The sequence below is a fragment of the Devosia sp. genome, assembly GCF_036563435.1.
GTDB lineage: Bacteria > Pseudomonadota > Alphaproteobacteria > Rhizobiales > Devosiaceae > Devosia.
The window spans coordinates 270919-291923 of record NZ_DATCMJ010000001.1 but is presented as its reverse complement, the minus strand read 5'-3'; the positions used below and the strand labels follow the sequence as shown (position 1 = coordinate 291923).

Here is a 21005-nt window from a genome sequence, read left to right as displayed (position 1 = left end):
GCCGCGCATGACGACAATAACCCAGAAGGCGCGAGGCCTCGGCGACGCTTCGACCAAGCTGGCGATCCTGGCGATGGCCATAGGCTCGTTCGGCATCGGCACCGGGGAGTTTGCCATCATGGGGCTCCTGCCCAACCTGGCGCGCGACCTCGTCATCAGCGAACCGGAGGCGGGGCACGTGATCAGCGCCTATGCACTGGGCGTGGTGGCGGGGGCGCCGCTCTTTGCCGTCCTTTTCGCCAAGGCGCCGCGCAAGCCCCTGATGCTATGGCTGATGGGGCTGTTTGCGCTCGGCAACTTCGGCAGCGCCCTGGCGCCGGAATACTGGTCTTTGATCGGGTTGCGCTTTGCCGCTGGCCTGCCGCACGGCGCCTATTTCGGCATCGCAGCGCTGATCGCTGCGTCAATGGTGGATGTGGGTTACCGGGCAAGGGCTGTCGGGCGGGTCATGCTCGGATTGACGCTGGCGACGCTGCTGGGCATGCCGCTCGCAACCTGGCTTGGCCAGTATATGGGATGGCGGCCGACCTTTGCCGGCGTGGGCGTCATCGGCGCACTTGCCCTTGTGATGATCCTGCGCTTCGTGCCGTCGATCGCGACGACGGATGGGGCCAGTCCGTTGCGAGAGCTCGGGGCGCTCAAGCATGCTCAGGTCTGGCTGACGCTGGGCATTGCGGCCGTCGGCTGTGGCGGCATGTTCTCGGTCTTTACCTATGTCGTGCCGCTGCTGACCGAGGTGGCGAAGGTTCCGGAGGTCTGGGTGCCGCTGGTCCTGGCGCTGTTCGGCGTCGGCATGACGCTTGGCAACATCGTGGGCGCCTATATGGCCGACAAGGCGCTGATGCCGACCATCGGAGGCATGCTGGTGTTCAATGTGATCAGCCTCGCCGCCATTCCGTGGACCGCGCAGTTTTGGCTGTCGGCGTCCATCAGCGTCTTATTGGTCGGCTTCACGGTGGCCATCGGTACAGCCTTGCAGACGCGATTGATGGATGTTGCAGCCGACGGGCAGACGCTGGCAGCTACGCTCAACCATGCCGCCTTCAATATCGGCAATGCACTGGGTGCGCTGTTTGGTGGACTGGCCATCGCTGCGGGTTTCGGTTGGACTTCGACCGGCCCCGTGGGCGCAATCCTCGCGCTGGGTGGCCTGATGCTGTTTGCCGCTTCTGCGGCACTGGATCGGCACCGGCTGCGCTGGCAACCTCTGGAAGTGGCCCCGCAGCCGGCGGAGTAGCGGCAAACGCCCGTAGGCGTTCACCAGTAGGATCAGGCGACGGTGAGCTTCACGTCAACATTGCCGCGCGTCGCGTTGGAATAGGGGCAGACCTGGTGCGCCTTGTGCACGAGGTCTTCGGCCTGTGCGCGTTCGAAGCCTGGAATGGTGACCTTGAGCTCGACCGCGATGTTGAAGCCCTTGGCGCCTTCATTGGCATTTTCGCCGAAGGATACGGACGCGTCGATGGTGGTCTCGTCGGGGACCTTCACCTTCTCGCCCCGGGCGACAGCCTTGAGGGCGCCGAGGAAGCAGGCGGAATAGCCGGCCGCAAACAGCTGCTCGGGATTGGTGCCCGGGCCATCATTGCCGCCCATTGCTTTGGGCGTATCCAGGGTGACTTCCAGGCGGCCATCGTCGGTCTTGCTGGTGCCGGTGCGGCCACCGGTGGTGTGAGCGTGGGCAGTGTAAACGGCTGACTTGATCGACATCGTGATCTCCATGCTGGGTTGTCGGGATAATCAATAACGCACGATTAGATTGCGCGCAACCTAATTCCGGGGTATGGTGATGAGCAATGAAGGAAAGTCCCATGGCCAAGGCTGCCGATCTGCTGCAACTCGACTCGATGCTCTGTTTCGCTGTCTATTCGGCGAGCCACGCTTTCACGCGGTTCTACAAACCCAGGCTCGATTCCCTTGACCTGACCTATCCGCAATACCTGGCCTGCCTGGTGCTCTGGGAACAGGACGGCCTTACCGTCAAAGCACTGGGGGAAAGATTGTTCCTTGATTCCGGCACGACGACACCTCTGCTGAAGCGCCTGGAGGCGCGCGGCCTCGTCCGTCGGCAGCGCGACGAGCGCGACGAGCGGCAGGTGCGTATCTACCTGACCGAGGAAGGACAGGCGCTACGGGAGAAGGCGCTTTCCATTCCCCTATCCGTCGGCAAGGCGCTGGAAGGGAATGCGGAAGCCGTCGCGGCGATGCGCCGGGAACTGCAGAACCTGCGCAGCATGCTGGATGCGGCCGCGCTGGATTAGCGCCTCACAGGAAACTACTGCAGGCCCACTTGATCCACGATGCCGGCATCACAGCCGCCCTCGGTGGGCCGCGCTGCCAGAATCCTTTCGGCGAAATCGCTACTGTCGCGAATCTCGCCCGTCAGCCCGATGGTCAGCTCATCGATCAGGCGGCGGTTGCCGTCGTCGATGCAGCTGACGCGGACACGCTCACCGGCACCGGGGCCGAACGCTCCATTGAAGGCTGCGCGGATCTCTGATTGGGTGAGCCGCTTCCCGATCGAGGCCGCGAACAGTTCGGCAACGGCGCTCCCGTTGACCGCTTCAAGCATTGCAAGGGAATCTGAGAAGTAGTCCTTGGCATCGCTGCCATAGCAGGTGCCGTGCTTGATCCATTCATGCCGGTCCAGATCCGATTGGGTTCCAGGCATTGCTTGAGCGAGAGCGTCCTCGAGCCGGTCCGAAATATCCGGTGCAGGAAGCTCGCTCCACGCGCCGCGTTCGTCGGCCGCGACGTCTTCGATCTTCACACCGCAATAGTCGCGCGACCGGGGTTGGGGCCAGAGCCCGTGGAGGGCGAAGTGGCTGCTGTCGAAGCGATCTGCCGTTTGGCTCTGGCATTCGGGCCGGGAGGGGCGGGTCTCGCAGAAGGCGGGCTGCCAGCTTATCGCCAGGACATATTGGGTGCGCTCCTGCGCCAGGGCAGGCGAGACGAGCAGGACGGCTGTCAGGATGAGGAGAGGGAGGCGCATGACATCTCCGGGAAAAAGGGGCGGCTCGAGCCGCCCCTTCGAAGCTCAGAGGGTGATGCGGTAGAGGCCAAACCCGTCGGCATTGGTTTCGCCGGTTGCCTCGATCTCAACGGCGGAAACCTCATCGACGAAGTCGGCGGCCTTAGGTCCGGTGGCGAAAAGCACGGTGGTGTCGCCGATCGGGGCGAGTGACCAGTTGCTGTCGGCTGCCGGATTGATGGTGCCGTTTTCCACGATGAAGCGGACAATGATGTCGCGGTTGGTGTCTGGACCGATGAACACGATTTTGTCGGCACCGATGCCGGGGAAGGTGCCGCCACCGCCAGCGCGATAATTGTTGGTAGCGACGATGAACTCCTGCGCCGGGTCGATCGGCTTGCCGTCATACATCAGGTCGACGATGCGATTAGCATCGGGGTTCGTTTCTTCCTTGCCGTCGGACGAGTATTTGGACGGCTGGGTGAGATCGATCTTGTAGGTCACGCCGTCGATGACGTCGAAATTGTAGGACGGGAAATCGGGGTTGATGAGCTCGGCGTCCTTTGCCCCAGCCTCGATCTGGTTGAAGATGCCGGCCGAGCGCTCCAGCCAGTTCTTGACGTCGGCGCCGGTGACTTTCACCGCCTGGATGGTGTTGGGGTAGAGGTAGAGGTCGGCGACGTTCTTGATGGCGACCGGGCCGACGGGCACATCGGTGTAATAGTCGGGGCCGCCGCGACCGCCTGCCTTGAACGGGGCGGCGGCAGAAAGGATCGGCAGATCCTCCCACTCGGTGCCCTTCATCATCTGCTCGATATACCAGGTCTGGGCCTGTGAAACGATCTGGACGGACGGGTCATCGGCGACGAGGGCGAAGTAGGAGTAGAGCGGGGCCGAGGTTTCACCAACGGCGCGGCGCACATAGTCCAGCGTTTCCTCGTGCTCAGTCTGAGCGGCAGCGGCTACCTCGGCCTCATCCTCGACGAGCGGGGTGACCTTGCCGTCGACGCGTTCGAAGATCGGGCGGGCCTCGGAAGTGTGGGAGACGATGGACCACTTGCCATCGGCATCCTGCTCGAGCAGCAGGTCCACCAGGCCCATATGCGAGCCCCAGAAGCCGGCCATGACAGCGGGTTTGCCAGCAAGTGTGCCCGCTTCGATATCTGCGCCGGCCACTTCCTCGAAGTCGGGGCCGGGGAAGACCAGGTGCTGGTGGCCGGTCAGGACCACATCAACGCCTTCCACTTCTGCCAGCTGGAGCGACGCGTTTTCAGCGCCTGTCTGCTGGTCGGCGGCAATGCCGGAATGGGACAGGGCAACGATGATGTCCGCACCTTCTTCGCGCATCTTGGGCACGTAGGCGCGTGCCGTTTCGACGATGTCGCGGGTGTTGACCTTGCCGGTCAGGTGGGTTGCGTCCCAGGTCATGATCTGGGGCGGAAGGAAGCCGATGAGGCCGACCTTGATGGTCTTGGTTGCACCCGAGCCGTCGGTGAGCTCTTTTTCGACGATCAAATAGGGCTGGATATAGGTCTCGTCGCTCAGCGGGTCGGCGGCGAGTTCGCCCCTGACGAGGTTGGCGGATACAAAGGGGAAGTCGGCACCCTCCATCGCCTTGTCGAGATATTCGAGGCCGTAGTTGAATTCGTGGTTGCCCAGCGTTGCCGCGTCGTAACCCAGCGTATTCATGGCGGCGATGACCGGGTGGACGTTGCCATCTAGGCCCTTTTCATAGGCGATGTAGTCGCCCATGGGATTGCCCTGGATGATGTCGCCATTGTCGACCAGCATCGAATTGCCGGCCTCCGCGCGGATGGACTCGATGATCGAGGCGGTGCGCGCCAGGCCCATCGTATCGTTGGGAGCATCGGCATAATAGTCATAGGCGAAGACCGCCACGTGGAGGTCTGTGGTCTCCAGAATGCGCAGGTGGGCCTGATTGGCCTGAGCCATTGCAGCAAAGGGATGCATGGCAGCCATGGCGCCGACGCTGGCAAACCCGACAAGGAAGGTGCGTCGCGACATATTGGGCAGGAAATTCATCGTATTCTCCCTGAAGCGTTCATTTGCCCGGGAGCCCCGTGCACCCGGACGCGGGGGATGGACCCGCCTTGGCATGGTCTTGCCGCCCGTAGGTGACGCTGGGATGACGGCGGCGCAGAGAGGCTATGAAAGTTTGACCAGGCGGTCAAATGCGGCCGGACCGGAAATGGTAAGGCGCCCAGCTCTTGCCCCGGCCACGGCCGGCCGGAACAAATTGGCCCAGGGATGCTTTGTTGCTGAAGGCAACTGGAGATCTCACGTATGAAGTGGCGCGGCAGGCAGCAGAGCTCGAACATCCAGGATCGTCGAGGCCAGGGACGTGGGGGACTCGGCGGGCTCGGCGGCCTTGGCGGCAATCCCTTCGGCCGTGGCGGTGGCGGCTTCCGGATCCCGACGGGTGGTGGTGGCCGTTCGCGCGGCGGGATCGGCAGCCTGATCGGCATCGTCGTGGTGCTGGGAATCATCTGGTTCGCGACCGGGCAGAACCCGCTCGACATGCTGACCGGCGGCACCGGATCCTCCTCGTCGGCAAGTTCGTCCAGCCAGATCCCTGCCTCCGGCGACCAGGATGAACTGCGCGACTTCGTCGGCGTGGTGGTCAAGGAGACCGAGGACCTTTGGACGGAGGTGTTCCAGGCCTCGGGTGAGGACTATCCAGAGCCAACTGTCGTACTGTTCAGCGGCGGCGTGGACACGGCCTGCGGCGCGGCTGATTCCAGTACGGGTCCGTTCTACTGCCCGGGAGACCAGCAGGTTTATATCGACCTCAGCTTCTATGACCAGTTGCGCGACCAGTTCGGCGCGCCGGGCGATTTCGCGCAGGCCTATGTCCTCGCCCACGAAGTGGGGCACCACATCCAGAACATCACCGGCGTGCTGCCTGAATTCAACCAGCGCCGCCAGTCGATGAGCCAGGAAGAGGCCAATGCCTATTCGGTGCGCGTTGAGCTACAGGCTGATTGCTATGCCGGCGTCTGGGCCAACTATGCCGGGCAGGAGGATCTCCTCGACAATGGCGATATCGAGGAGGCGCTGAACGCCGCCGAGCAGATCGGCGACGACACGCTGCAGGAGCGCATGCAGGGCTTTGCCGTGCCCAAGACGTTCAACCATGGCACTTCCGCGCAGCGGCAGCGTTGGTTCGAGCGGGGTTATACCTCTGGCGATCCCAACCAGTGCGACACCTTCTCGGGCAATGTCTGATATCGGCGGAGTAGCGAGATGATCGGCAATATGAGCGGGGTCAAGTTCGAGTATTTCGCCGATGATGGCCAGTTCCCCAACAGCACGCTGCCGGTGGTGATCTACCGGCAGGCCATCGCCGCAGCGGACGCCTCGCCGGAGGCAATGGAGGCGCTGTTCGACACCAATGGCTGGCCGAGCCAATGGCGCGCAGGCGTCTATTACTACCATCACTACCATTCCACCGCGCATGAATGCCTGGGGATCGCGGCGGGAGAGGCGACGCTGCGGCTGGGTGGCCCCAATGGACGGAGTTTTGCCGTCAGCAAGGGCGACGTGTTGCTGCTGCCCGCGGGCGTGGCGCACCAATGCGAGGGGGCTGGCGGTGGGTTTCTGGTGGTAGGCGCTTATCCGCCCGGCCAGAAGTGGGACGTGCTGCGCGGCGAGGTGAGCGACCGGCCGGCAGCCGATAAAAGCATTGCCCGGCTGGCTCTGCCGGCGACGGATCCAGTTGGTGGGCAGGACGGGCCGGTGCTGCAGAAGTGGCGCTAGAGCGGGTGCTCCATCCAGAGGTTGGGTTCGATGCAGGTGCCGATGTCGTTGGCGAGATTGATCTCCAGCGGCGCCAGTGCACCGGCGATGGCATAGCGGCCGCTTTCGGGGAACTGCAGCTGGGTCCAGCGCTCCCATTGTTCGACGGTGCCGGTGATCGTCTGCGATGCCTCGGCGATCCGGATGGTGGTGGCGCCTAGAGCCTCGTGCGTCCGCAGCCATGGATCGAGCGGCGTGCCGTCCGGTCGGCGCCAGTTGCAGTAGGTGGCGAAGTCCTGGAGCGGGTAGAACGCCTTGCGGGTGGGCCGTACGGGCGCAAACATGCGGGAGAGGCCAGCGCGGCGCGCAGGTGGCTTCATGGCGGCGAGAAGTTGGGCGGCGAGGCCGGTGCCGCGCTGGTCGGGGCGGATGGCGACGGACAAGGCCGACAAGCTGTTGGCCGGCTGATTGCTGCGGGCGCCGAGGACGCCCCATTCCAGCACCGCGTCCCACCCTTGGTCGGGCAGGGACGCTCCCGGGGCGAGGAAGAAGGGCACGGAGTTGCCCAACCCGACTACGCGATCGCCGTCGACCGCGATGGTCTGGAACTGGGCGAGCGGCGGCTCGTAGATTGCGGACCAGAAGCTCCGCACTGCCTTGGTCGACAGCCAGACAGGCCAGATCTCGGCGCCCATTGCTTCCGCAGCGGCGACCAGGTCTGGCCGTTCGGCTGCCGAGTGAAGCGTTACGGGCAAGCGTTTCAGGCCGCTGGTGCGGTGAATTCAGGCTTTTCTTCCATGCCCTTCTGCTTGCGGACATGGTTGAGGAAGCGGGTGAAGAGGTAGTGGCTGTCGCGTGGGCCGGGGCTGGCCTCGGGGTGGTACTGCACCGAAAAGATCGGCTTGCCCTCGACCGACAGACCGGCATTGGACTGGTCGAACAGCGAGATGTGGGTCTCGGTGACGCCGGCGGGCAGGCTGGCCTTGTCCACGGCAAAACCGTGATTCATCGAGGTGATTTCCACCTTGCCGGTGGTCAGGTCCATGACCGGATGATTGGCGCCATGGTGGCCCTGATGCATCTTGCTGGTCGTGCCGCCGAGCGCAAGACCCAGTAGCTGGTGGCCGAGGCAGATGCCGAAGACGGGCTTGCCGGTTTCCATCAGCTTTTGAATGGTGGGAACGGCATATTTGCCGGTGGCCGCCGGATCTCCGGGGCCATTGGAGAGGAAAATGCCGTCTGGATTGTGCGACAGGACATCTTCAGCCGTGGCCGTGGCTGGAACCACGGTGACCTTGGCGCCCTGATCGGAGAGGCACCGCAGGATATTGCGCTTGGCACCGTAATCGATGGCCACGATGTGGAAGTCGGGCTTCTCGACGGTGCCGTAGCCCTTGTCCCAGGCCCAGCCGGTCTGGTCCCAGTGATAGGTCTGAGCGGTGGTGACTTCCTTGGCGAGGTCGAGCCCCTCAAGGCCCGGGAAGGCCTTGAGCTCGGCCATGATGGAGGCTTCGTCGAACTGGCCGGAAGGTTCATGGGCAACGACGCCGTTAGGCATGCCTTTTTCGCGGATAAGGGCGGTCAGGGCGCGGGTGTCAATGCCGGTGATGCCAACGATGTTGCGCTTCTTGAGCCAGGCATCGAGCTTTTCGGCAGCGCGATAATTGGACGGGTTGGTGATGTCGGCCTTGAGCACGACGCCCCGGACACCGGACAAGGCGGCCATGTTGACCGTCTCGATATCCTCGTCATTGGTGCCGACATTGCCGATATGAGGGAAGGTGAAGGTGATGATCTGCCCCGCATAGGACGGGTCGGTCAGCACTTCCTGGTACCCGGTCATTGCCGTGTTGAAGCAGACTTCGCCAGCCGTATGTCCGATGGCGCCAATGCCGCGGCCTTCCAGGCGCGTACCGTCCGCAAGGATCAGAAGTGCGGTCGCGGGGGATTGCTGCCAGCCGGTCACGGTGGGCCTCCAGAGTTTTGATGATGTCGGTTGAGGCTCCTCAATAGAAGCCCGGCCAGCCCAGCGCAAGTGGCGCTCACTGCTTATTGTGCCTATATGGGGCGCTCAAGATGCATAGCAAGAGGATGACAAACCCATGCGCGAACAGTTCAGCGAAAGCCTCAAGGAGGCGCTCAAGGCGCGCGATCAGCGCCGCACGGCAACGCTGCGCGCCATCACCTCGGCCATCAAGGACAAGGACATCGCGATCCGCCAGGAGAACCGCGGACCGGCAACCAACGAGGAAATCCTCACCATCATCCAGAAGATGGTCAAGCAGCGCGAGGAGAGCTTTGCCATCTATGCGCAGGCGGGTCGCTCCGACCTCGCCACGGTGGAAAAGGAAGAGATCGACATCCTCAACGAGTTCCTGCCCAAGGGACTGACCGAGGACGAAGTGGATGCTGCCATCAAGGCCGCGATCACCACCACTGGCGCAGAAGGTCCCAAGGACATGGGCAAGGTCATTGCCCAGCTCAAGGTGGATTACCCCGGCCGGATCGACTTCGGCAAAGCCAGCGGCAAGGTCAGGACAATGCTTGCCGGCTAGCGGTAGATGACCGTGACGCCCGCGACGGCCTCGTCCTGGCGGTAGATTTCGGCATCGTCGGGCAAGGTCAACTCGATGTTGCCGAAACCATCCCAGCGCGGCGCCAGGTCGGCTTCGGCGCCGATGGAGGCGAAGCTGGCGGCGTCTTCGGGAAGATCGCTGCCCGCGGGGATCAATGCGGCCTGGGTGTTGGAGCCGGTGCTGTCGCCGCAGTTGCGGGAGAAGATCACCAGGTCAAACCGGCCGTCCGGCGAGACCAGACTCTGCTGGATGTCGAGGGCGCAGGTTGGCGCAAAGCTTCCAAGCCACCAGAGGCCTGCCCCGACGACGAGGGCGGGGCCGGCCGTCAAGGCGGCAAAGAGGGGGAGGGGAAACGTCTTGGCGGAAGGCACGCAGGACCTGCTGTGGAAAAGAGGTCGGGCGTGACTCGGACGCCCTTAGTGCTTACTTAGCATCTCATGCGCTTTTCCGATCAGTTTCTCGACGAGATCCGTCAACGCCTGCCGATCACGCAGGTGGTGGGCGAGCATGTGCTGTGGGACAAGCGCAAGTCGCAGCCAGCCAAGGGCGACATGTGGGCCTGTTGCCCATTCCACGGTGAAAAGAGCCCGAGCTTTCACGCCGATGATCGTCGCGGCATCTATCATTGCTTCGGCTGCGGGGTTTCGGGGGATCACTTCCGGTTCCTGACCGAAAAAGCCGGCATGAGCTTTCCCGAGGCAGTGGAAAAGCTCGCCGGCATGGCAGGCGTCCCCATGCCGGCTCGTGACGAGCGGCAGGAAAAGCGGGAGGCCGAGCGCCGGTCCCTGTTCGATGTGATGGAGCTTGCGACCAAGTATTTCGAGGCGGCGCTGCAGCACAATATCGGCGCAAGGGCGCGAGGGTACCTGCTTGAACGTGGCGTGTCGTCGCAAAGCCAGACGCGGTTCCGCATCGGCTTTGCGCCGGACAGCCGCAATGGCCTCAAGGAACACCTGGCGGCAAACGGCGTATCGGCCCAGGACATGGTTGATACCGGGCTCGTCGCCAGCCGCGAAGGCGACGCGCTGACATATGATCGCTTCCGTAACCGGGTGATGTTCCCGATCATGGACTTCCGGGGCAGGGTTATTGCCTTCGGTGGCCGCGCGATGTCCGCAGACGTGCCGGCCAAGTATCTCAACTCTCCCGAGACCGAGCTCTTCCACAAGCGGCAAACGCTCTACAATGGGCAGATGGCGCGGCAGGCTGCCCGCGACGGGAGCACCGTGATCGTGGTCGAGGGCTATCTCGACGTGATTGCGGCGGTCTCGGCAGGATTCGAAGGCACAGTCGCGCCGTTGGGAACGGCGATGACCGAGGAACACCTGCAGTTGCTGTGGCGCATGTCGCCCGATCCGGTGCTATGCTTTGACGGCGATAAGGCGGGTCTCAAGGCCGCCGAGCGGACGGCGGACCTAATCATGCCGCACCTCAAGCCTGGCTTCACCGTAAAGATCGCCACGCTGCCGGAAGGGCAGGACCCCGATGACCTGATCAAGGCGCAAGGCCGTGCAGCCTTTGCCGATGTCATCGATCGGGCGCGTTCCCTGTCGGATGTCATCTGGAGCATGGAAACGGGTGGGCTGGTGCCCGAGACACCCGAGGCACGGGCGGCGCTGCAGGCGCGCCTGCGCGAGCGCGCCAACTCGATCCAGGACAGCTCGGTACGCTTCCATTATGCGCAGGCGTTCGACGAGAAGCTGCGTGCCTTCCTGGCGCCGATGCGGCAGGGGCGGTTCGAGCCACGCGGGCGCCAGCAGCGTTACGGCCAGAGCGGCGCCTATGGTTATCCCGGCCGCGGCACGCCGCGCCTGGTGGTCAGCGACACGCTGCGCAATTCGCGGCTGCTCAAGCCAGGCGCGATGGCGGAGGCAACCCCCCGCGAGGCCGCGATCATCCTGAGCCTGGTCAATCATCCGGCGCTGGTTGAGGACAAGTTCGAGGCCTTGGCCGCCATCGATTTCGACACGCCAGTGGCCCAGAAGGTGATGGGCGAGATCCTCTCGCTCTGCGTCCGGCACCACGACATTTCCGCCGACGATCTCAAGTCAGCCTTGGGAGTGCGCGGCCACGGGCCGACGCTGGACAGAATGGCGGATGTGCTGGCGCGGCAGGGCGTCTGGCAGATTGCATCGGAAATAGCGCTGGCCGATGCCGAGATTGGTTTGAGTCACGCGCTGGCCTTGCATAATAAGAAAGTTCAACTAAATAGGGAGCTCAAAGCAGCCGAAGCCGCGCTGGGCGAAGACCCGAGCGAAGAAACTTTTGAAAGGCTGCGGGACATCAAGAACCAGATTACCACTGTCGATGGCACAGAGGCATTGATCGAAGGATTTGGTTCGTTATCGGGACGCGCGACACGCAGTTTTTAGGGGTGACCTTGAAAACCGGCGAGTACGCGCGATTTTGCATATGGCGATATGCGAAACTTATCGGTGACGAACCGTGTTGTTGCCAAGGGCGTTAACGCCTTGGTGACTTCGCCTTTACCTTGCCTTGAGGTGTCACCACTTAAAGCCTTATTCGGGCCCGGGCGCAACGGGATCCGTCGGAGTACCAGATGGCCACCAAGGCAGCACCCAAGACCACCAAGGAAACCGAGAAGCCGGAATCCGGCGCCCCCGAGGCGACGAACGATTCCCCGCTCCTCGACATCAATGATGCCGCGGTCAAGAAGCTCATCAAGGTCGCCAAAAAGCGCGGCTACGTGACCTATGAAGAGCTCAATGCGGTGATGCCTTCGGACGAGGTCTCATCCGAGCAGATCGAAGACTTCATGTCCATGTTCTCCGACATGGGCATCAACGTCGTCGACGAGGACGAGGTCGAAGAGACCGAAGTCGAGAAGGACGAGGAAGACCAGGGCCAGGAAGTCGCTCCGGCCACCGGCACCGCTGTCGCGTCCACCTCTAATGCCAAGTCCGGTTCGGATCGTACCGATGACCCTGTGCGCATGTATCTGCGCGAAATGGGTTCCGTCGAACTCCTGAGCCGCGAAGGCGAAATCGCCATCGCCAAGCGCATCGAGGCCGGTCGCGAGACCATGATCGAGGGGCTCTGCGAAAGCCCGCTGACCTTCCAGGCCATCATCATCTGGCGCGATCAGCTCGCCCAAGGTGAAATCCTGCTGCGCGACATCATCGACCTCGAAGCCACCTATGCCGGCCCCGACGCCAAGCAGGCGGCGCCGGACATGTCGGCTGCCTATCAGGCGCCCAAGCCGGAAGCCGTGGCTGAAAAGCCCAAGGCGGCCCCGGCGCCCAAGCGTGCGTCTTCCGACGACGAGGACGACTACGTCCCAGACGAACCGCAGGCGCCGCAGGACCCCGCGCCCGACGAGGACGACGACGAATACGAAAATGCCCTGTCGCTTTCGGCCATGGAAGCCGAACTCAAGCCACAGGTCGTGGAGACGTTTGACCGCATCGCCAATGCCTATGGGCAGATGCGCGAAATGCAGGACAAGCACGCCGAGGACCGTTCGGCTTCAGTGTCCGACGCCGACCGCAAGAAGATCGAGGCCTTCCGCGCCGAGGTGATTGCCGACGTCAAGTCGCTGTCGCTCAATGCCGGCCGTATCGAGAACCTGGTCGAGCAGCTCTACGACATCAACAAGCGCCTCGTGAAGCTCGAGGGCCGCCTGCTGCGCCTGGCCGAAAGCTATGGCGTCAAGCGCGACAAGTTCCTCGAGAGCTACTACGGCCGGGAAGTCGATCCGAGCTGGGAAGCCGCGCTCGAAACCTTCGAGGGCAAGGGTTGGGCCGAGTTTGCCAAGCGCGAAGCCGACACCATCCATGACATCCGCGGCGAAGTGGCAACGCTTGCAACCGAAGCCGGCCTCAACATCGGCGAGTATCGCCGCATCGTGCACAAGGTGCAAAAGGGCGAGCGCGAAGCGGCGATCGCCAAGAAGGAAATGGTCGAGGCCAACCTGCGCCTCGTGATCTCCATCGCCAAGAAGTACACCAATCGCGGCCTGCAGTTCCTCGACCTGATCCAGGAAGGCAATATCGGCCTAATGAAGGCCGTCGATAAGTTCGAATATCGCCGCGGCTACAAGTTCTCGACCTACGCTACCTGGTGGATCCGGCAGGCGATCACCCGCTCGATCGCCGACCAGGCGCGCACCATCCGTATTCCGGTGCATATGATCGAGACGATCAACAAGATCGTCCGCACCTCGCGCCAGATGCTCCATGAAATCGGCCGCGAGCCGACGCCTGAAGAGCTCAGCGAAAAGCTGCAGATGCCTTTGGACAAGGTCCGCAAGGTCCTCAAGATCGCCAAGGAGCCGATCTCGCTCGAGACGCCGATCGGCGACGAGGAGGATTCCAACCTCGGCGATTTCATCCAGGACGTGAATGCGATCCAGCCGATCGACGCGGCGATCCAGAGCAACCTGCGCGAGACCACGACTCGCGTCCTGGCGTCGCTGACGCCGCGTGAAGAGCGCGTGCTGCGCATGCGCTTCGGCATCGGCATGAACACCGACCACACGCTGGAAGAGGTGGGGCAGCAGTTCTCGGTGACGCGCGAACGTATCCGCCAGATCGAAGCCAAGGCCCTGCGCAAGCTCAAGCATCCGAGCCGCTCGCGCAAGCTGCGGAGCTTCCTCGACAACTAGGAGCGGCTCCGATGGCCGTTCCGCGCCTCAAGCTGACCAGCGTAAGGGCCATCGTGCCCTTTAAGCTGGTGGTGACGTTCAATGACGGCTCGTCCGGCACGTTCGACGCGGCTCCGATGCTGGGCGAGCGGGGCGAGGGAACCGAGCCGTTGCGGGACCGGCGCTTCTTTGGCAGGGTCGAGCTCCGCAATGGTGTGCCGACCTGGCCCAACCATTTCGACATCTCGCCCGATTGGCTGCGTGAAGAAATGGAAAAACGCGGCGAACTCGAATTGCCGCTGCCGGTGCGCCGCCGGCGCGATCACTAACAAGGAGACTTGCCCATGTCGTTTTGGAAGAAACTCTTTGGCGGTGGCTCTGCCGGCAGCGAACCGGCCGGCGACAAGGTGCTGGGAGAAGAGGGCTACAAGGGCTTTCTGATCAAGGCGATCGAGATGAAGGCGGGTAGTGAGCTGCAACTGGCCGGGACTATCGAAAAGGATGTCGGCGGCGAGCTCAAGAGCTACCGCTTCGTCCGGGCCGACCGCATGAGCTCACGCGACGATCTCGTCGTCCTGGCGCTCTCGAAAGGGCGGCAGATCATCGACGAGCAGGGCGAAGCGATTTTTCGCTAGACGCAACGAACACACACACATCAAGGCAGACTGCCAATCGCGGACACGGCGTCCTGCGAGGCTGATCTGCCGCACAGGAGAATAGCTATGGCCAAGAAACCCACCGCGCGCAGCGAATTCGTGATGTTCGATGTCGTCTATGAAGACGGCTCGCAGCGGTCCAACCGCAAGGTCGACGCCAGCCTCCTTGGCGGCCTCGACGGCGATGAACCGGCGCGTGAAGCCATCATGGAGCAGGATCGCGCAATTTCGGAGAAGTCCGGACTGCCGCCGCTGCAGATCAAGTCGATCAAGCGGAGCGGGAAGTAGTCCCCAGCGCCTTGTCCACAGCAGATTTGACCACCGTGCCGTAGAGTTCGATGGCCTTCATGACCTTGTCGTGGGGCAGGGTGCCGACGCTGAGTTGCAGGCCGAAGCGGTCGTGCTTGAACCATTCGTGCTGCATCAGGATCTTGTCGATGATCTCCTGCGGCGAGCCGATGAAGTAGGCGCCCTGCGGCGTTGCCCCTGCATCGAACTGGGCGCGTGTCGTTGGTGGCCAGCCCCGCTCCTTGCCGATGCGGCTCATGGCTTCGCTATGGGCCGGAAAGGCGATATCGCGTGCATCCTGGCTGTCGGCGGCGATGAAGCCGTGCGAGCTCACGCCAACCGGTAGTGCCGCCGGATCGCGTCCCACCTTCTGGGCGGTTTCGCGGTAGAACTGTACGAGAGGGGCGAACTGGCGTGGCTGACCGCCGATGATGGCAAGCATCAGCGGCAGGCCATAATAGGCGGCGCGGGCTACCGAATTCGGCGTGCCACCGACGGCGATCCAGACCGGCAGCGGTTCTTGCACCGGCTTGGGGAAGATCTCGATGCCGGGAATGGGCTTGGTGTTGGCGCTGCCCGGCCATGAGACCTTGCCGCCTTCGCGGATCTTGAGCAGCAGTTCGAGCTTTTCCTCGAACAGCGTATCGTAGTCGTCGAGATCATATCCGAACAGCGGGAAGCTTTCGATGAAGGAGCCGCGGCCGGCCATGATTTCGGCGCGGCCGTTGCTGAGCAGATCCAGCGTCGAGAATTGCTGCCAGACACGGATCGGATCGTCCGAGCTCAGAACGGTCACCGCGGTGGAGAGGCGGATGGACTTGGTCCGGGCAGCAGCAGCTGCGAGGATCGTCACGGGCGCGGAGGCGACATAGTCCGGGCGATGATGCTCGCCCAGGCCATAGAAGCTCAAGCCCAGCTGGTCGGCGAGCTCGATCTCTTCAAGCAGATCGCGCAGCCGCTCGGCCGGGCTTTGCAAGCTGTTGCCGTTGAGCGGATCGGGAGTGTTTTCCGCAAAGGAGTAGAGCCCAAGTTCCATGATCACCTACCTGTCGCGCTCTACATCGCTGTGGCAGCCTGAGGGTTCAAGAACGTACATGCGTGTAACCGTCAGGCTGCTTCGAGGCGGAGCCGATCAGAGGTTGCTGCCTGAAGGGCTATAGGCAAAGGTCCCGGCGGAGGCTGTCGGCTCGGGGGCGCGTTCGCCCGCAGCCTTGTGGATCTCGCTGACCAGAGCGGGCGCCAGCCGGAGCTTGGACGCCAGGGCATCAAGGTAGGCGCGTTCCGCGGCGGTGTCTGCGGTGATGGCTACCAGGGACGCTGCGTAGATTTCCATGGCGTGTTCAGGCGTATCGGCGCGGGCGACCACAGCATTGATGTCGAGCGGGCTGGAGAGCTCGTCGAATACCCAGGCCTTCTCTTCCGGGGACAAGGACATGGTCTCAAGCTTGGCGAAGATCGCTTCCTTCTCATCGGCATCAATGCGGCCATCCGCTTTTGCGGCAGAAATCATGGCGCGCACGAGGGATTTGCCGAGCTCTTCCTGAGCGTCAGTTGCTCCCGGAATAAAGGCATCGCGGCCGGGGGCTATAGCGGTGCCCTGCTGGCTTTCCTGATATTTCTGCCAAGCAGAGTAAGCCAGTCCGCCAACCGCAGCCACTGTCCCAAGCTTGGCGGCGCTGCCCGCAAGCTTGCCCAAACCACCGCCGCTGAGCAGCATGCCCGCGGCAAGCCCTGCAGCTCCCGTCATGGCGCTGCGCTGCGTGTTCTTGTCGGTCTGGAGGGCTTTGACGATCTGGTCGATGTTGAACATGGGCGTTCCCTTGCTGTTGGTCCCTGCAAGGTGGGAACGGCGCGGAGGTGACGCAAGGTCAGGAGACGAGACCGAATGCCGCTGCCCAAAAAGGGAAGACCCCGGCGGGGCGGCCGGGGTCTTGATCGACATCGTGAGAGGGAGGGCTGACGATGTCGGTGTAAGGTAGTTTGTTACTGAGCGGCCGGAGCAGCCGGAGCGGCTGGGGTAGCGGCCGGAGCAGCTTCAGTGGCCGGAGCGGGCGTGGCCGGGGTTTCCGACACAGCGCCGGCATCGGCCGGGGCTTCGGTCATCGCAGCAGGAGCCGTGGCGTCAGAAGCCGGAGCTTCGATGCCAGCAGGTGCGGCATTGACGTCAACCGAAGTAGACGGGCCAGAGTTGGCCGAGAAAACGAGGTAGCCGATGGCCAGCAGAGCCAGAGCTACGATGATGCCGACAAACCAGCCTGTGCCGCTCGATTCGCGGGTATAAACAGTGCGGTTGCCATCGTTGGTATAAACGGTATCGCGTTCAGGGGTAGCCATGATTTCGCTCCTTTGTTTCACCGTATGGCAAAGAAACGTCGCCTTTTTATTTTCGTTCCCGATTGTGTGATCACACTCGTCATCAAAGCATCCGACTGGAATTCTGCACGTAAAAACAACCGCTTACTCGGTGCGTACGGGGTGATAACTTGTTGAACGTGCTGCAACAGCACCGGCGTTGTGAAACAAAAAGGCCGGGCATGGGCCCGGCCTTCTGCTGTTCAGGTGAGCATTAGTTGGAGGCGACGGTAATCAGCGGCGTGATACGCCGGATCGTAACGCGCCGGTTTTCACGTTCTGCCGCCTCGGTGCGGATCTTGAGATACCGCTCGCCATAACCCTGGGTTGCCAGGTTCTCAGGCGGGACACCGTAGAAGTCGGTCAGGATACGGGCCACCGTAGCGGCACGGAGGTCGGAGAGGCTGAGATTGGACACGTCGGAGCCAACCGCGTCGGTATGACCTTCGATGAGGAAGGTTTCGCCGGGATTCTCTTCCAGAAGCGCCAGCATGGCGTTGGCAACGTTGGAGAGGGCACCGACCTGATCACGGCCAATGGTTGCTGCACCGGTGTCGAAGGTCAGGCCACCCACTTCCAGCTTGCGCACGCTGTCGCGGACACGAGCCGAGCGCTTGACTTCGTCGATCGAGTAGAGGCGGGCGACGTTTTCAACCGGCGGCTGCTGGAAGAAGACTTCGACTTCCTGCTCATCGGCATAGCGGGCGTCCAGAACATATTCCTCGACAGGAATGTTGAGGCGCAGGGGCGGCAGGTCCTGGCCCGGGTCGCGCCAGACGACGAGATCTTCGTCGTAGCGGTCGTCGAAGTAGGCCAGCACGTATTCCTCGCCGTTTGGCGCGATGCGCGAGCGACGCAGGACATCGCCGTTGCGGTTGCGCACGGTGATGATCTGGGTGCCGTCAGGACGGGTGATGGTTTCACGAACACGACCGTTGCTGAGATTTTCGTAGAAAATCTCGTCTTCCTGCTCGTTATAGAAGCGATCGGTGTCCTGTCCGATGGAATTGACCAGCAGCTGCGTACCCACCTGCAGGATCACCTGGGTGATGGCATCGCCTGTATTGGCCTGCTGCACCGGCACTTGTTCGACAATGGTGACGTTGTTCTGCTGGCCGATGTTGTTCTGGGTGTTGTTGACCGTGTTGTTGGTCACGTTGTTGGTGACGTTGGTGACGTAGTTGTTCACCACCGTCTGGGTCACCGTCGTGCTGCCGGTAGCCGTCACCTGAGTGCCCTCTTCGGCAGCCAGCGAAACAACGGGTTCAGCAGCGAAGGCGCGGACAGCTTCGGACTGTGCGGCGGCGTCAGATTCAGGGGGCGGCGCCTGCTCGACTGGTGCTGCGGCGGCTGCCGGAGCAACTGCTGCACCTTGAGCATCCACTGCCGGAGCGGTCTGGGCATCCTTGGCGCTATCGAGAACGGGGGAGACCTGCTCCTGCGTTACGCCTTCGGGGAGCTCTTCAATGATCTCGACGGGGACGTCCGCGGCCGGTGCGGCGGCGGCCGGATCTGTCGCGGGATCGACAGTCGTGCCCGTGGCAGGATCGACAACAGTAGCGTCAGGGGTGGCCGCAGGGTTTGCGGCGGGATCGGCGACCGGTGCGGCTGGATCAGCCGTAGGCGCAGCCGGGTCGGCTGCGGCAGGCGAAACGTCGCTAAGGGCAGGCACATCAGGAAGCGTCAGGCCATACTGGGCCAGGCAGCTTTCCGTGTCCGGGAAGCCGGCACCCAGGCAGAGTGCATCGATCTGGGCGCGGGCGGCGTCGAACTGCGCGCGGGCAGCAGCAGCATCGCCGCCGCTGATCAAGTCGGATACGGCGCCATTGGCAAGGTCGATCTGGGCCTGGAGGTCGGCGGAGATGTCAGCCGTAGCGGCCGAGCTGGCGGCAGGCTCTTCAGTGGTCGCTGCGGCTGCAGCATCTGCGCCAGTAGCAGCTGGAACATCGGCTGCAGTCTCCGCAGCAGCGGCTTCGGCTTCTGCCGCAGCCTGTGCGTCAGCTTCGCTCTGAGCGTCGGCTGCTGCTTGTGCCTCAGCGGCGGCTTGCCCCTCTGCGGCCTCAGCTTCAGCAGCGGCAGCGGCTTCAGCATCGGCAGCTGCCAGGGCTTCCTGGGCGGCACGAGCATCTTCTGCAGCCTGGGCGTCCGCAGCGGCCTGCGCCTCAGCGGCCGCCTGTGCTTCCTCAGCTGCACGAGCTTCTTCTGCAGCTTGGGCTTCAGCAGCTGCCTGAGCTTCTGCGGCGGCCTGTTCTTCAGCAGCGGCCGCGGCAGCCGCTTCCGCCTCGGCGGCAGCTTGTGCCTCAGCCTCGGCCTGTGCGGCAGCCTCAGCCTCAGCAGCAGCGTTCGCTTCGGCAGCTGGCTCTTCCGTGGCTTCCGTCGGCTCTTCAGCAGCGGCGGCGGGTGCGCTAGCGGTAGCTGCGGCTATGCATTCGTCGATGCTGGCATAGCCGTTGACGATGCAAAGTTCGGTCAGGGCGCTCTGAGCTGCTTCCAAGGCAGCGGCGTCCCCGGACGCCTGGGCGGCGGCATAGGCCTGGTAGGCCGCGACGAGGTCGCCATCCTGGGCGCGCACGGTCATCGGCAGCAGGGCCATAAGACCGATACTCGTGCCGGTCAAAAGCCAGTTTCTAAGGCGCATTATGAATTCCTTTAAGGTCGGTTGACACTTGAGCCAAGCATCGCGGTGCCAATCTGAACGGATACTGAACGGCTCTTGGCGCCGTTTCGGCGATGCTCTCTCCCCGTAATCCCCGCAACGCCTGGGTTTGAGGTTAGTTCCTCACGCAGCGGTGAGGGCAGGGGTCATCGGGAAGATGGCTTGATTGAGGCGAACGGGATGGTGGTTTGCCGGACGATCATGCTAGGGCGGGTTTGCAGTCGAGTTGGAGATGCAGATGGATTGGGCGACGCTTACGAGCTACTGGCCTTTTGTGCTTGGGCTGATGGTCACGGGCGTCTTGTCCGGGATCGCGGCAGGTCTGCTGGGCATCGGCGGTGGCGCCATCATCGTGCCGGCGCTCGGCAATGCACTGCTGCTCCTTGGCTATGATGCAGACGTCGTGCAGCACGTGGCCGTCGGGACTTCGCTCGCGATCATCATCCCGACCGGCTATGTGAGCGCCCGATCCCACTACAAGCGGGGTTCGCTCGACCTCAAGGTGCTCCAGATGTGGGTCCCCTTTATTGTCGCCGGCACCTTTATCGGCGGGTTGATGGCTGCCTACTTCTCCGGCGACGTGTTGCGCATCGTCTTTGCCGTCATGGCTTTTCTGATTGCAGCTAACGTCGTCTTTGCCTTCCAAACCAAGCTGATGGGCCACCTCAGAGGCTCGGCCATCACGCACCGGATCTCAGCTTTCGTGGTGGGTTACCTGTCGTCGCTGATGGGAATTGGCGGTGGATCACTTACGGTGCCAACGCTGGTTGCGTTCGGCGCAACCATGCACGCCGCAGTCGGAACGTCGGCAGCCGTGGGCGTGGCGATCGCCCTGTCGGGGACGCTGGGCTTCATCGTTTCGGGCTGGGGCGCAGAGGGACTGCCGCCCCTCAGTCTGGGCTATATCAACCTGGTTGCCCTTGTTCTGGTGGCGGTGCTGGCCGCCGTCTTTGCTCCGCTGGGTGCTGCGCTGGCGCATCGGCTAGATCAGAAGACGCTAAAATACGTCTTTGCCATCTTCCTCGTCGCTGTCGGCCTCAACATGCTGTGGAAGGTGCTCGCCGGCTAGCACATAGAAAAAGGCCCCTGCTGACGCAGAGGCCTTTCATGAGGTTGGTGGAGACGGGTGACTACGGTTGTTCCGTCCGTC

21 protein-coding genes are annotated in these 21005 nt (G+C 63.0%); 11 read left to right on the top strand and 10 right to left on the bottom strand.

The window, feature by feature from the left end; translation table 11 throughout:
* The first annotated feature begins 7 nt into the window (after positions 1 to 7).
* On the top strand, positions 8 to 1237 hold the full coding sequence (locus VIL88_RS01355) for an MFS transporter (protein WP_331985138.1): 1230 nt from the start codon (positions 8 to 10) through the stop codon (positions 1235 to 1237).
* Positions 1238 to 1269: 32 nt separating this feature from the next.
* Here VIL88_RS01355 and VIL88_RS01350 read toward each other — a convergent pair whose 3' ends face one another.
* Positions 1270 to 1707 carry an organic hydroperoxide resistance protein gene (locus VIL88_RS01350; RefSeq protein ID WP_331985136.1) on the bottom strand — a complete coding sequence of 146 codons (438 nt, stop codon included), beginning with the start codon at positions 1705 to 1707 and terminating at the stop codon, positions 1270 to 1272.
* A gap of 101 nt (positions 1708 to 1808) precedes the next feature.
* On the opposite strand from VIL88_RS01350, the gene VIL88_RS01345 reads away from it, so the two are divergent.
* Entirely contained in the window at positions 1809 to 2258 is a 450-nt protein-coding gene (locus VIL88_RS01345; RefSeq protein ID WP_331985134.1) for a MarR family winged helix-turn-helix transcriptional regulator, read from the top strand.
* 14 nt (positions 2259 to 2272) lie between these two features.
* On the opposite strand, the gene VIL88_RS01340 is transcribed toward VIL88_RS01345, so the two are convergent.
* Both VIL88_RS01340 and VIL88_RS01335 read right to left on the bottom strand, forming a co-directional pair.
* Entirely contained in the window at positions 2273 to 2989 is a 717-nt protein-coding gene (locus VIL88_RS01340) for a ribonuclease T2 family protein (RefSeq protein ID WP_331985132.1), read from the bottom strand.
* A 45-nt stretch (positions 2990 to 3034) separates the two neighbouring features.
* A complete protein-coding gene (locus tag VIL88_RS01335) occupies positions 3035 to 5011 on the bottom strand; it encodes a bifunctional 2',3'-cyclic-nucleotide 2'-phosphodiesterase/3'-nucleotidase (RefSeq protein WP_331985130.1) in 1977 nt (658 codons plus the stop codon).
* A 261-nt stretch (positions 5012 to 5272) separates the two neighbouring features.
* On the opposite strand from VIL88_RS01335, the gene ypfJ reads away from it, so the two are divergent.
* Positions 5273 to 6214 carry a KPN_02809 family neutral zinc metallopeptidase gene (gene ypfJ, locus VIL88_RS01330; RefSeq protein WP_331985128.1) on the top strand — a complete coding sequence of 314 codons (942 nt, stop codon included), beginning with the start codon at positions 5273 to 5275 and terminating at the stop codon, positions 6212 to 6214.
* 18 nt (positions 6215 to 6232) lie between these two features.
* The gene (locus VIL88_RS01325) at positions 6233 to 6745 is read left to right on the top strand and encodes a hypothetical protein (protein WP_331985126.1); all 513 of its coding nucleotides are present in this window, start codon (positions 6233 to 6235) and stop codon (positions 6743 to 6745) included.
* Here VIL88_RS01325 and VIL88_RS01320 read toward each other — a convergent pair.
* Both VIL88_RS01320 and carA read right to left on the bottom strand, forming a co-directional pair.
* A complete protein-coding gene (locus VIL88_RS01320) occupies positions 6742 to 7479 on the bottom strand; it encodes a GNAT family N-acetyltransferase (RefSeq protein ID WP_331985124.1) in 738 nt (245 codons plus the stop codon). The two genes, VIL88_RS01325 and VIL88_RS01320, sit on opposite strands and share 4 nt — an antisense overlap.
* A 5-nt stretch (positions 7480 to 7484) precedes the next feature.
* Positions 7485 to 8690: a glutamine-hydrolyzing carbamoyl-phosphate synthase small subunit gene (carA, locus tag VIL88_RS01315; RefSeq protein WP_331985122.1), complete on the bottom strand. Its 1206-nt coding sequence runs from the start codon at positions 8688 to 8690 to the stop codon at positions 7485 to 7487.
* A gap of 136 nt (positions 8691 to 8826) precedes the next feature.
* On the opposite strand from carA, the gene VIL88_RS01310 reads away from it, so the two are divergent.
* Entirely contained in the window at positions 8827 to 9279 is a 453-nt protein-coding gene (locus tag VIL88_RS01310; RefSeq protein WP_331985120.1) for a GatB/YqeY domain-containing protein, read from the top strand.
* On the opposite strand, the gene VIL88_RS01305 is transcribed toward VIL88_RS01310, so the two are convergent.
* Positions 9276 to 9671 carry a hypothetical protein gene (locus VIL88_RS01305; protein ID WP_331985118.1) on the bottom strand — a complete coding sequence of 132 codons (396 nt, stop codon included), beginning with the start codon at positions 9669 to 9671 and terminating at the stop codon, positions 9276 to 9278. The genes VIL88_RS01310 and VIL88_RS01305 overlap by 4 nt on opposite strands.
* A 66-nt stretch (positions 9672 to 9737) precedes the next feature.
* Here VIL88_RS01305 and dnaG point away from each other — a divergent pair, with 66 nt between their 5' ends.
* The 5 genes from dnaG (at position 9738) to VIL88_RS01280 (ending at position 14847) form a co-directional block, all read left to right on the top strand.
* Positions 9738 to 11672, top strand: coding sequence for a DNA primase (gene dnaG / locus VIL88_RS01300; RefSeq protein WP_331985116.1), 1935 nt, complete (start codon positions 9738 to 9740; stop codon positions 11670 to 11672).
* 188 nt (positions 11673 to 11860) lie between these two features.
* Positions 11861 to 13924: an RNA polymerase sigma factor RpoD gene (rpoD, locus tag VIL88_RS01295; protein WP_331985114.1), complete on the top strand. Its 2064-nt coding sequence runs from the start codon at positions 11861 to 11863 to the stop codon at positions 13922 to 13924.
* An 11-nt stretch (positions 13925 to 13935) separates the two neighbouring features.
* Positions 13936 to 14232, top strand: coding sequence for a DUF2442 domain-containing protein (locus tag VIL88_RS01290; protein ID WP_331985112.1), 297 nt, complete (start codon positions 13936 to 13938; stop codon positions 14230 to 14232).
* Positions 14233 to 14247: 15 nt separating this feature from the next.
* Positions 14248 to 14538 (top strand): HlyU family transcriptional regulator, encoded by a 291-nt coding sequence (locus tag VIL88_RS01285; RefSeq protein WP_331985110.1) that lies wholly within the window; start codon positions 14248 to 14250, stop codon positions 14536 to 14538.
* A gap of 87 nt (positions 14539 to 14625) precedes the next feature.
* Positions 14626 to 14847 carry a hypothetical protein gene (locus tag VIL88_RS01280; protein ID WP_331985108.1) on the top strand — a complete coding sequence of 74 codons (222 nt, stop codon included), beginning with the start codon at positions 14626 to 14628 and terminating at the stop codon, positions 14845 to 14847.
* Here the strand turns inward: VIL88_RS01280 and VIL88_RS01275 are convergent.
* From VIL88_RS01275 to VIL88_RS01260, 4 genes are all read right to left on the bottom strand, one after another.
* Positions 14828 to 15883 carry an LLM class flavin-dependent oxidoreductase gene (locus VIL88_RS01275; RefSeq protein WP_331985703.1) on the bottom strand — a complete coding sequence of 352 codons (1056 nt, stop codon included), beginning with the start codon at positions 15881 to 15883 and terminating at the stop codon, positions 14828 to 14830. The two genes, VIL88_RS01280 and VIL88_RS01275, sit on opposite strands and share 20 nt — an antisense overlap.
* Positions 15884 to 15979: 96 nt before the next feature.
* Positions 15980 to 16657: a tellurite resistance TerB family protein gene (locus VIL88_RS01270; RefSeq protein ID WP_331985106.1), complete on the bottom strand. Its 678-nt coding sequence runs from the start codon at positions 16655 to 16657 to the stop codon at positions 15980 to 15982.
* Between the two features lie 173 nt (positions 16658 to 16830).
* Positions 16831 to 17181 (bottom strand): hypothetical protein, encoded by a 351-nt coding sequence (locus VIL88_RS01265; RefSeq protein WP_331985105.1) that lies wholly within the window; start codon positions 17179 to 17181, stop codon positions 16831 to 16833.
* A 232-nt stretch (positions 17182 to 17413) separates the two neighbouring features.
* Positions 17414 to 19837 (bottom strand): OmpA family protein, encoded by a 2424-nt coding sequence (locus VIL88_RS01260; RefSeq protein ID WP_331985103.1) that lies wholly within the window; start codon positions 19835 to 19837, stop codon positions 17414 to 17416.
* Positions 19838 to 20093: 256 nt separating this feature from the next.
* Between VIL88_RS01260 and VIL88_RS01255 the strand changes: the two genes are divergently transcribed.
* Complete coding sequence (locus VIL88_RS01255; protein ID WP_331985101.1) at positions 20094 to 20924, top strand: sulfite exporter TauE/SafE family protein; 831 nt, start codon at positions 20094 to 20096, stop codon at positions 20922 to 20924.
* Positions 20925 to 21005 lie beyond the last annotated feature (81 nt).

Bases quoted from the DNA above. Each gene is read 5' to 3' on its own strand.
- VIL88_RS01335 (WP_331985130.1), bottom strand. From the start codon at position 5,011: ATGAATTTCCTGCCCAATATGTCGCGACGCACCTTCCTTGTCGGGTTT.
- VIL88_RS01280 (WP_331985108.1), top strand. From the start codon at position 14,626: ATGGCCAAGAAACCCACCGCGCGCAGCGAATTCGTGATGTTCGATGTC.
- VIL88_RS01310 (WP_331985120.1), top strand. From the start codon at position 8,827: ATGCGCGAACAGTTCAGCGAAAGCCTCAAGGAGGCGCTCAAGGCGCGC.
- VIL88_RS01345 (WP_331985134.1), top strand. From the start codon at position 1,809: ATGGCCAAGGCTGCCGATCTGCTGCAACTCGACTCGATGCTCTGTTTC.
- VIL88_RS01285 (WP_331985110.1), top strand. From the start codon at position 14,248: ATGTCGTTTTGGAAGAAACTCTTTGGCGGTGGCTCTGCCGGCAGCGAA.
- VIL88_RS01260 (WP_331985103.1), bottom strand. From the start codon at position 19,837: ATGCGCCTTAGAAACTGGCTTTTGACCGGCACGAGTATCGGTCTTATG.
- VIL88_RS01355 (WP_331985138.1), top strand. From the start codon at position 8: ATGACGACAATAACCCAGAAGGCGCGAGGCCTCGGCGACGCTTCGACC.
- VIL88_RS01350 (WP_331985136.1), bottom strand. From the start codon at position 1,707: ATGTCGATCAAGTCAGCCGTTTACACTGCCCACGCTCACACCACCGGT.
- VIL88_RS01270 (WP_331985106.1), bottom strand. From the start codon at position 16,657: ATGTTCAACATCGACCAGATCGTCAAAGCCCTCCAGACCGACAAGAAC.
- rpoD (WP_331985114.1), top strand. From the start codon at position 11,861: ATGGCCACCAAGGCAGCACCCAAGACCACCAAGGAAACCGAGAAGCCG.
- ypfJ (WP_331985128.1), top strand. From the start codon at position 5,273: ATGAAGTGGCGCGGCAGGCAGCAGAGCTCGAACATCCAGGATCGTCGA.
- VIL88_RS01340 (WP_331985132.1), bottom strand. From the start codon at position 2,989: ATGCGCCTCCCTCTCCTCATCCTGACAGCCGTCCTGCTCGTCTCGCCT.
- VIL88_RS01255 (WP_331985101.1), top strand. From the start codon at position 20,094: ATGGATTGGGCGACGCTTACGAGCTACTGGCCTTTTGTGCTTGGGCTG.
- VIL88_RS01275 (WP_331985703.1), bottom strand. From the start codon at position 15,883: ATGGAACTTGGGCTCTACTCCTTTGCGGAAAACACTCCCGATCCGCTC.
- VIL88_RS01290 (WP_331985112.1), top strand. From the start codon at position 13,936: ATGGCCGTTCCGCGCCTCAAGCTGACCAGCGTAAGGGCCATCGTGCCC.
- VIL88_RS01325 (WP_331985126.1), top strand. From the start codon at position 6,233: ATGATCGGCAATATGAGCGGGGTCAAGTTCGAGTATTTCGCCGATGAT.
- dnaG (WP_331985116.1), top strand. From the start codon at position 9,738: ATGCGCTTTTCCGATCAGTTTCTCGACGAGATCCGTCAACGCCTGCCG.
- VIL88_RS01265 (WP_331985105.1), bottom strand. From the start codon at position 17,181: ATGGCTACCCCTGAACGCGATACCGTTTATACCAACGATGGCAACCGC.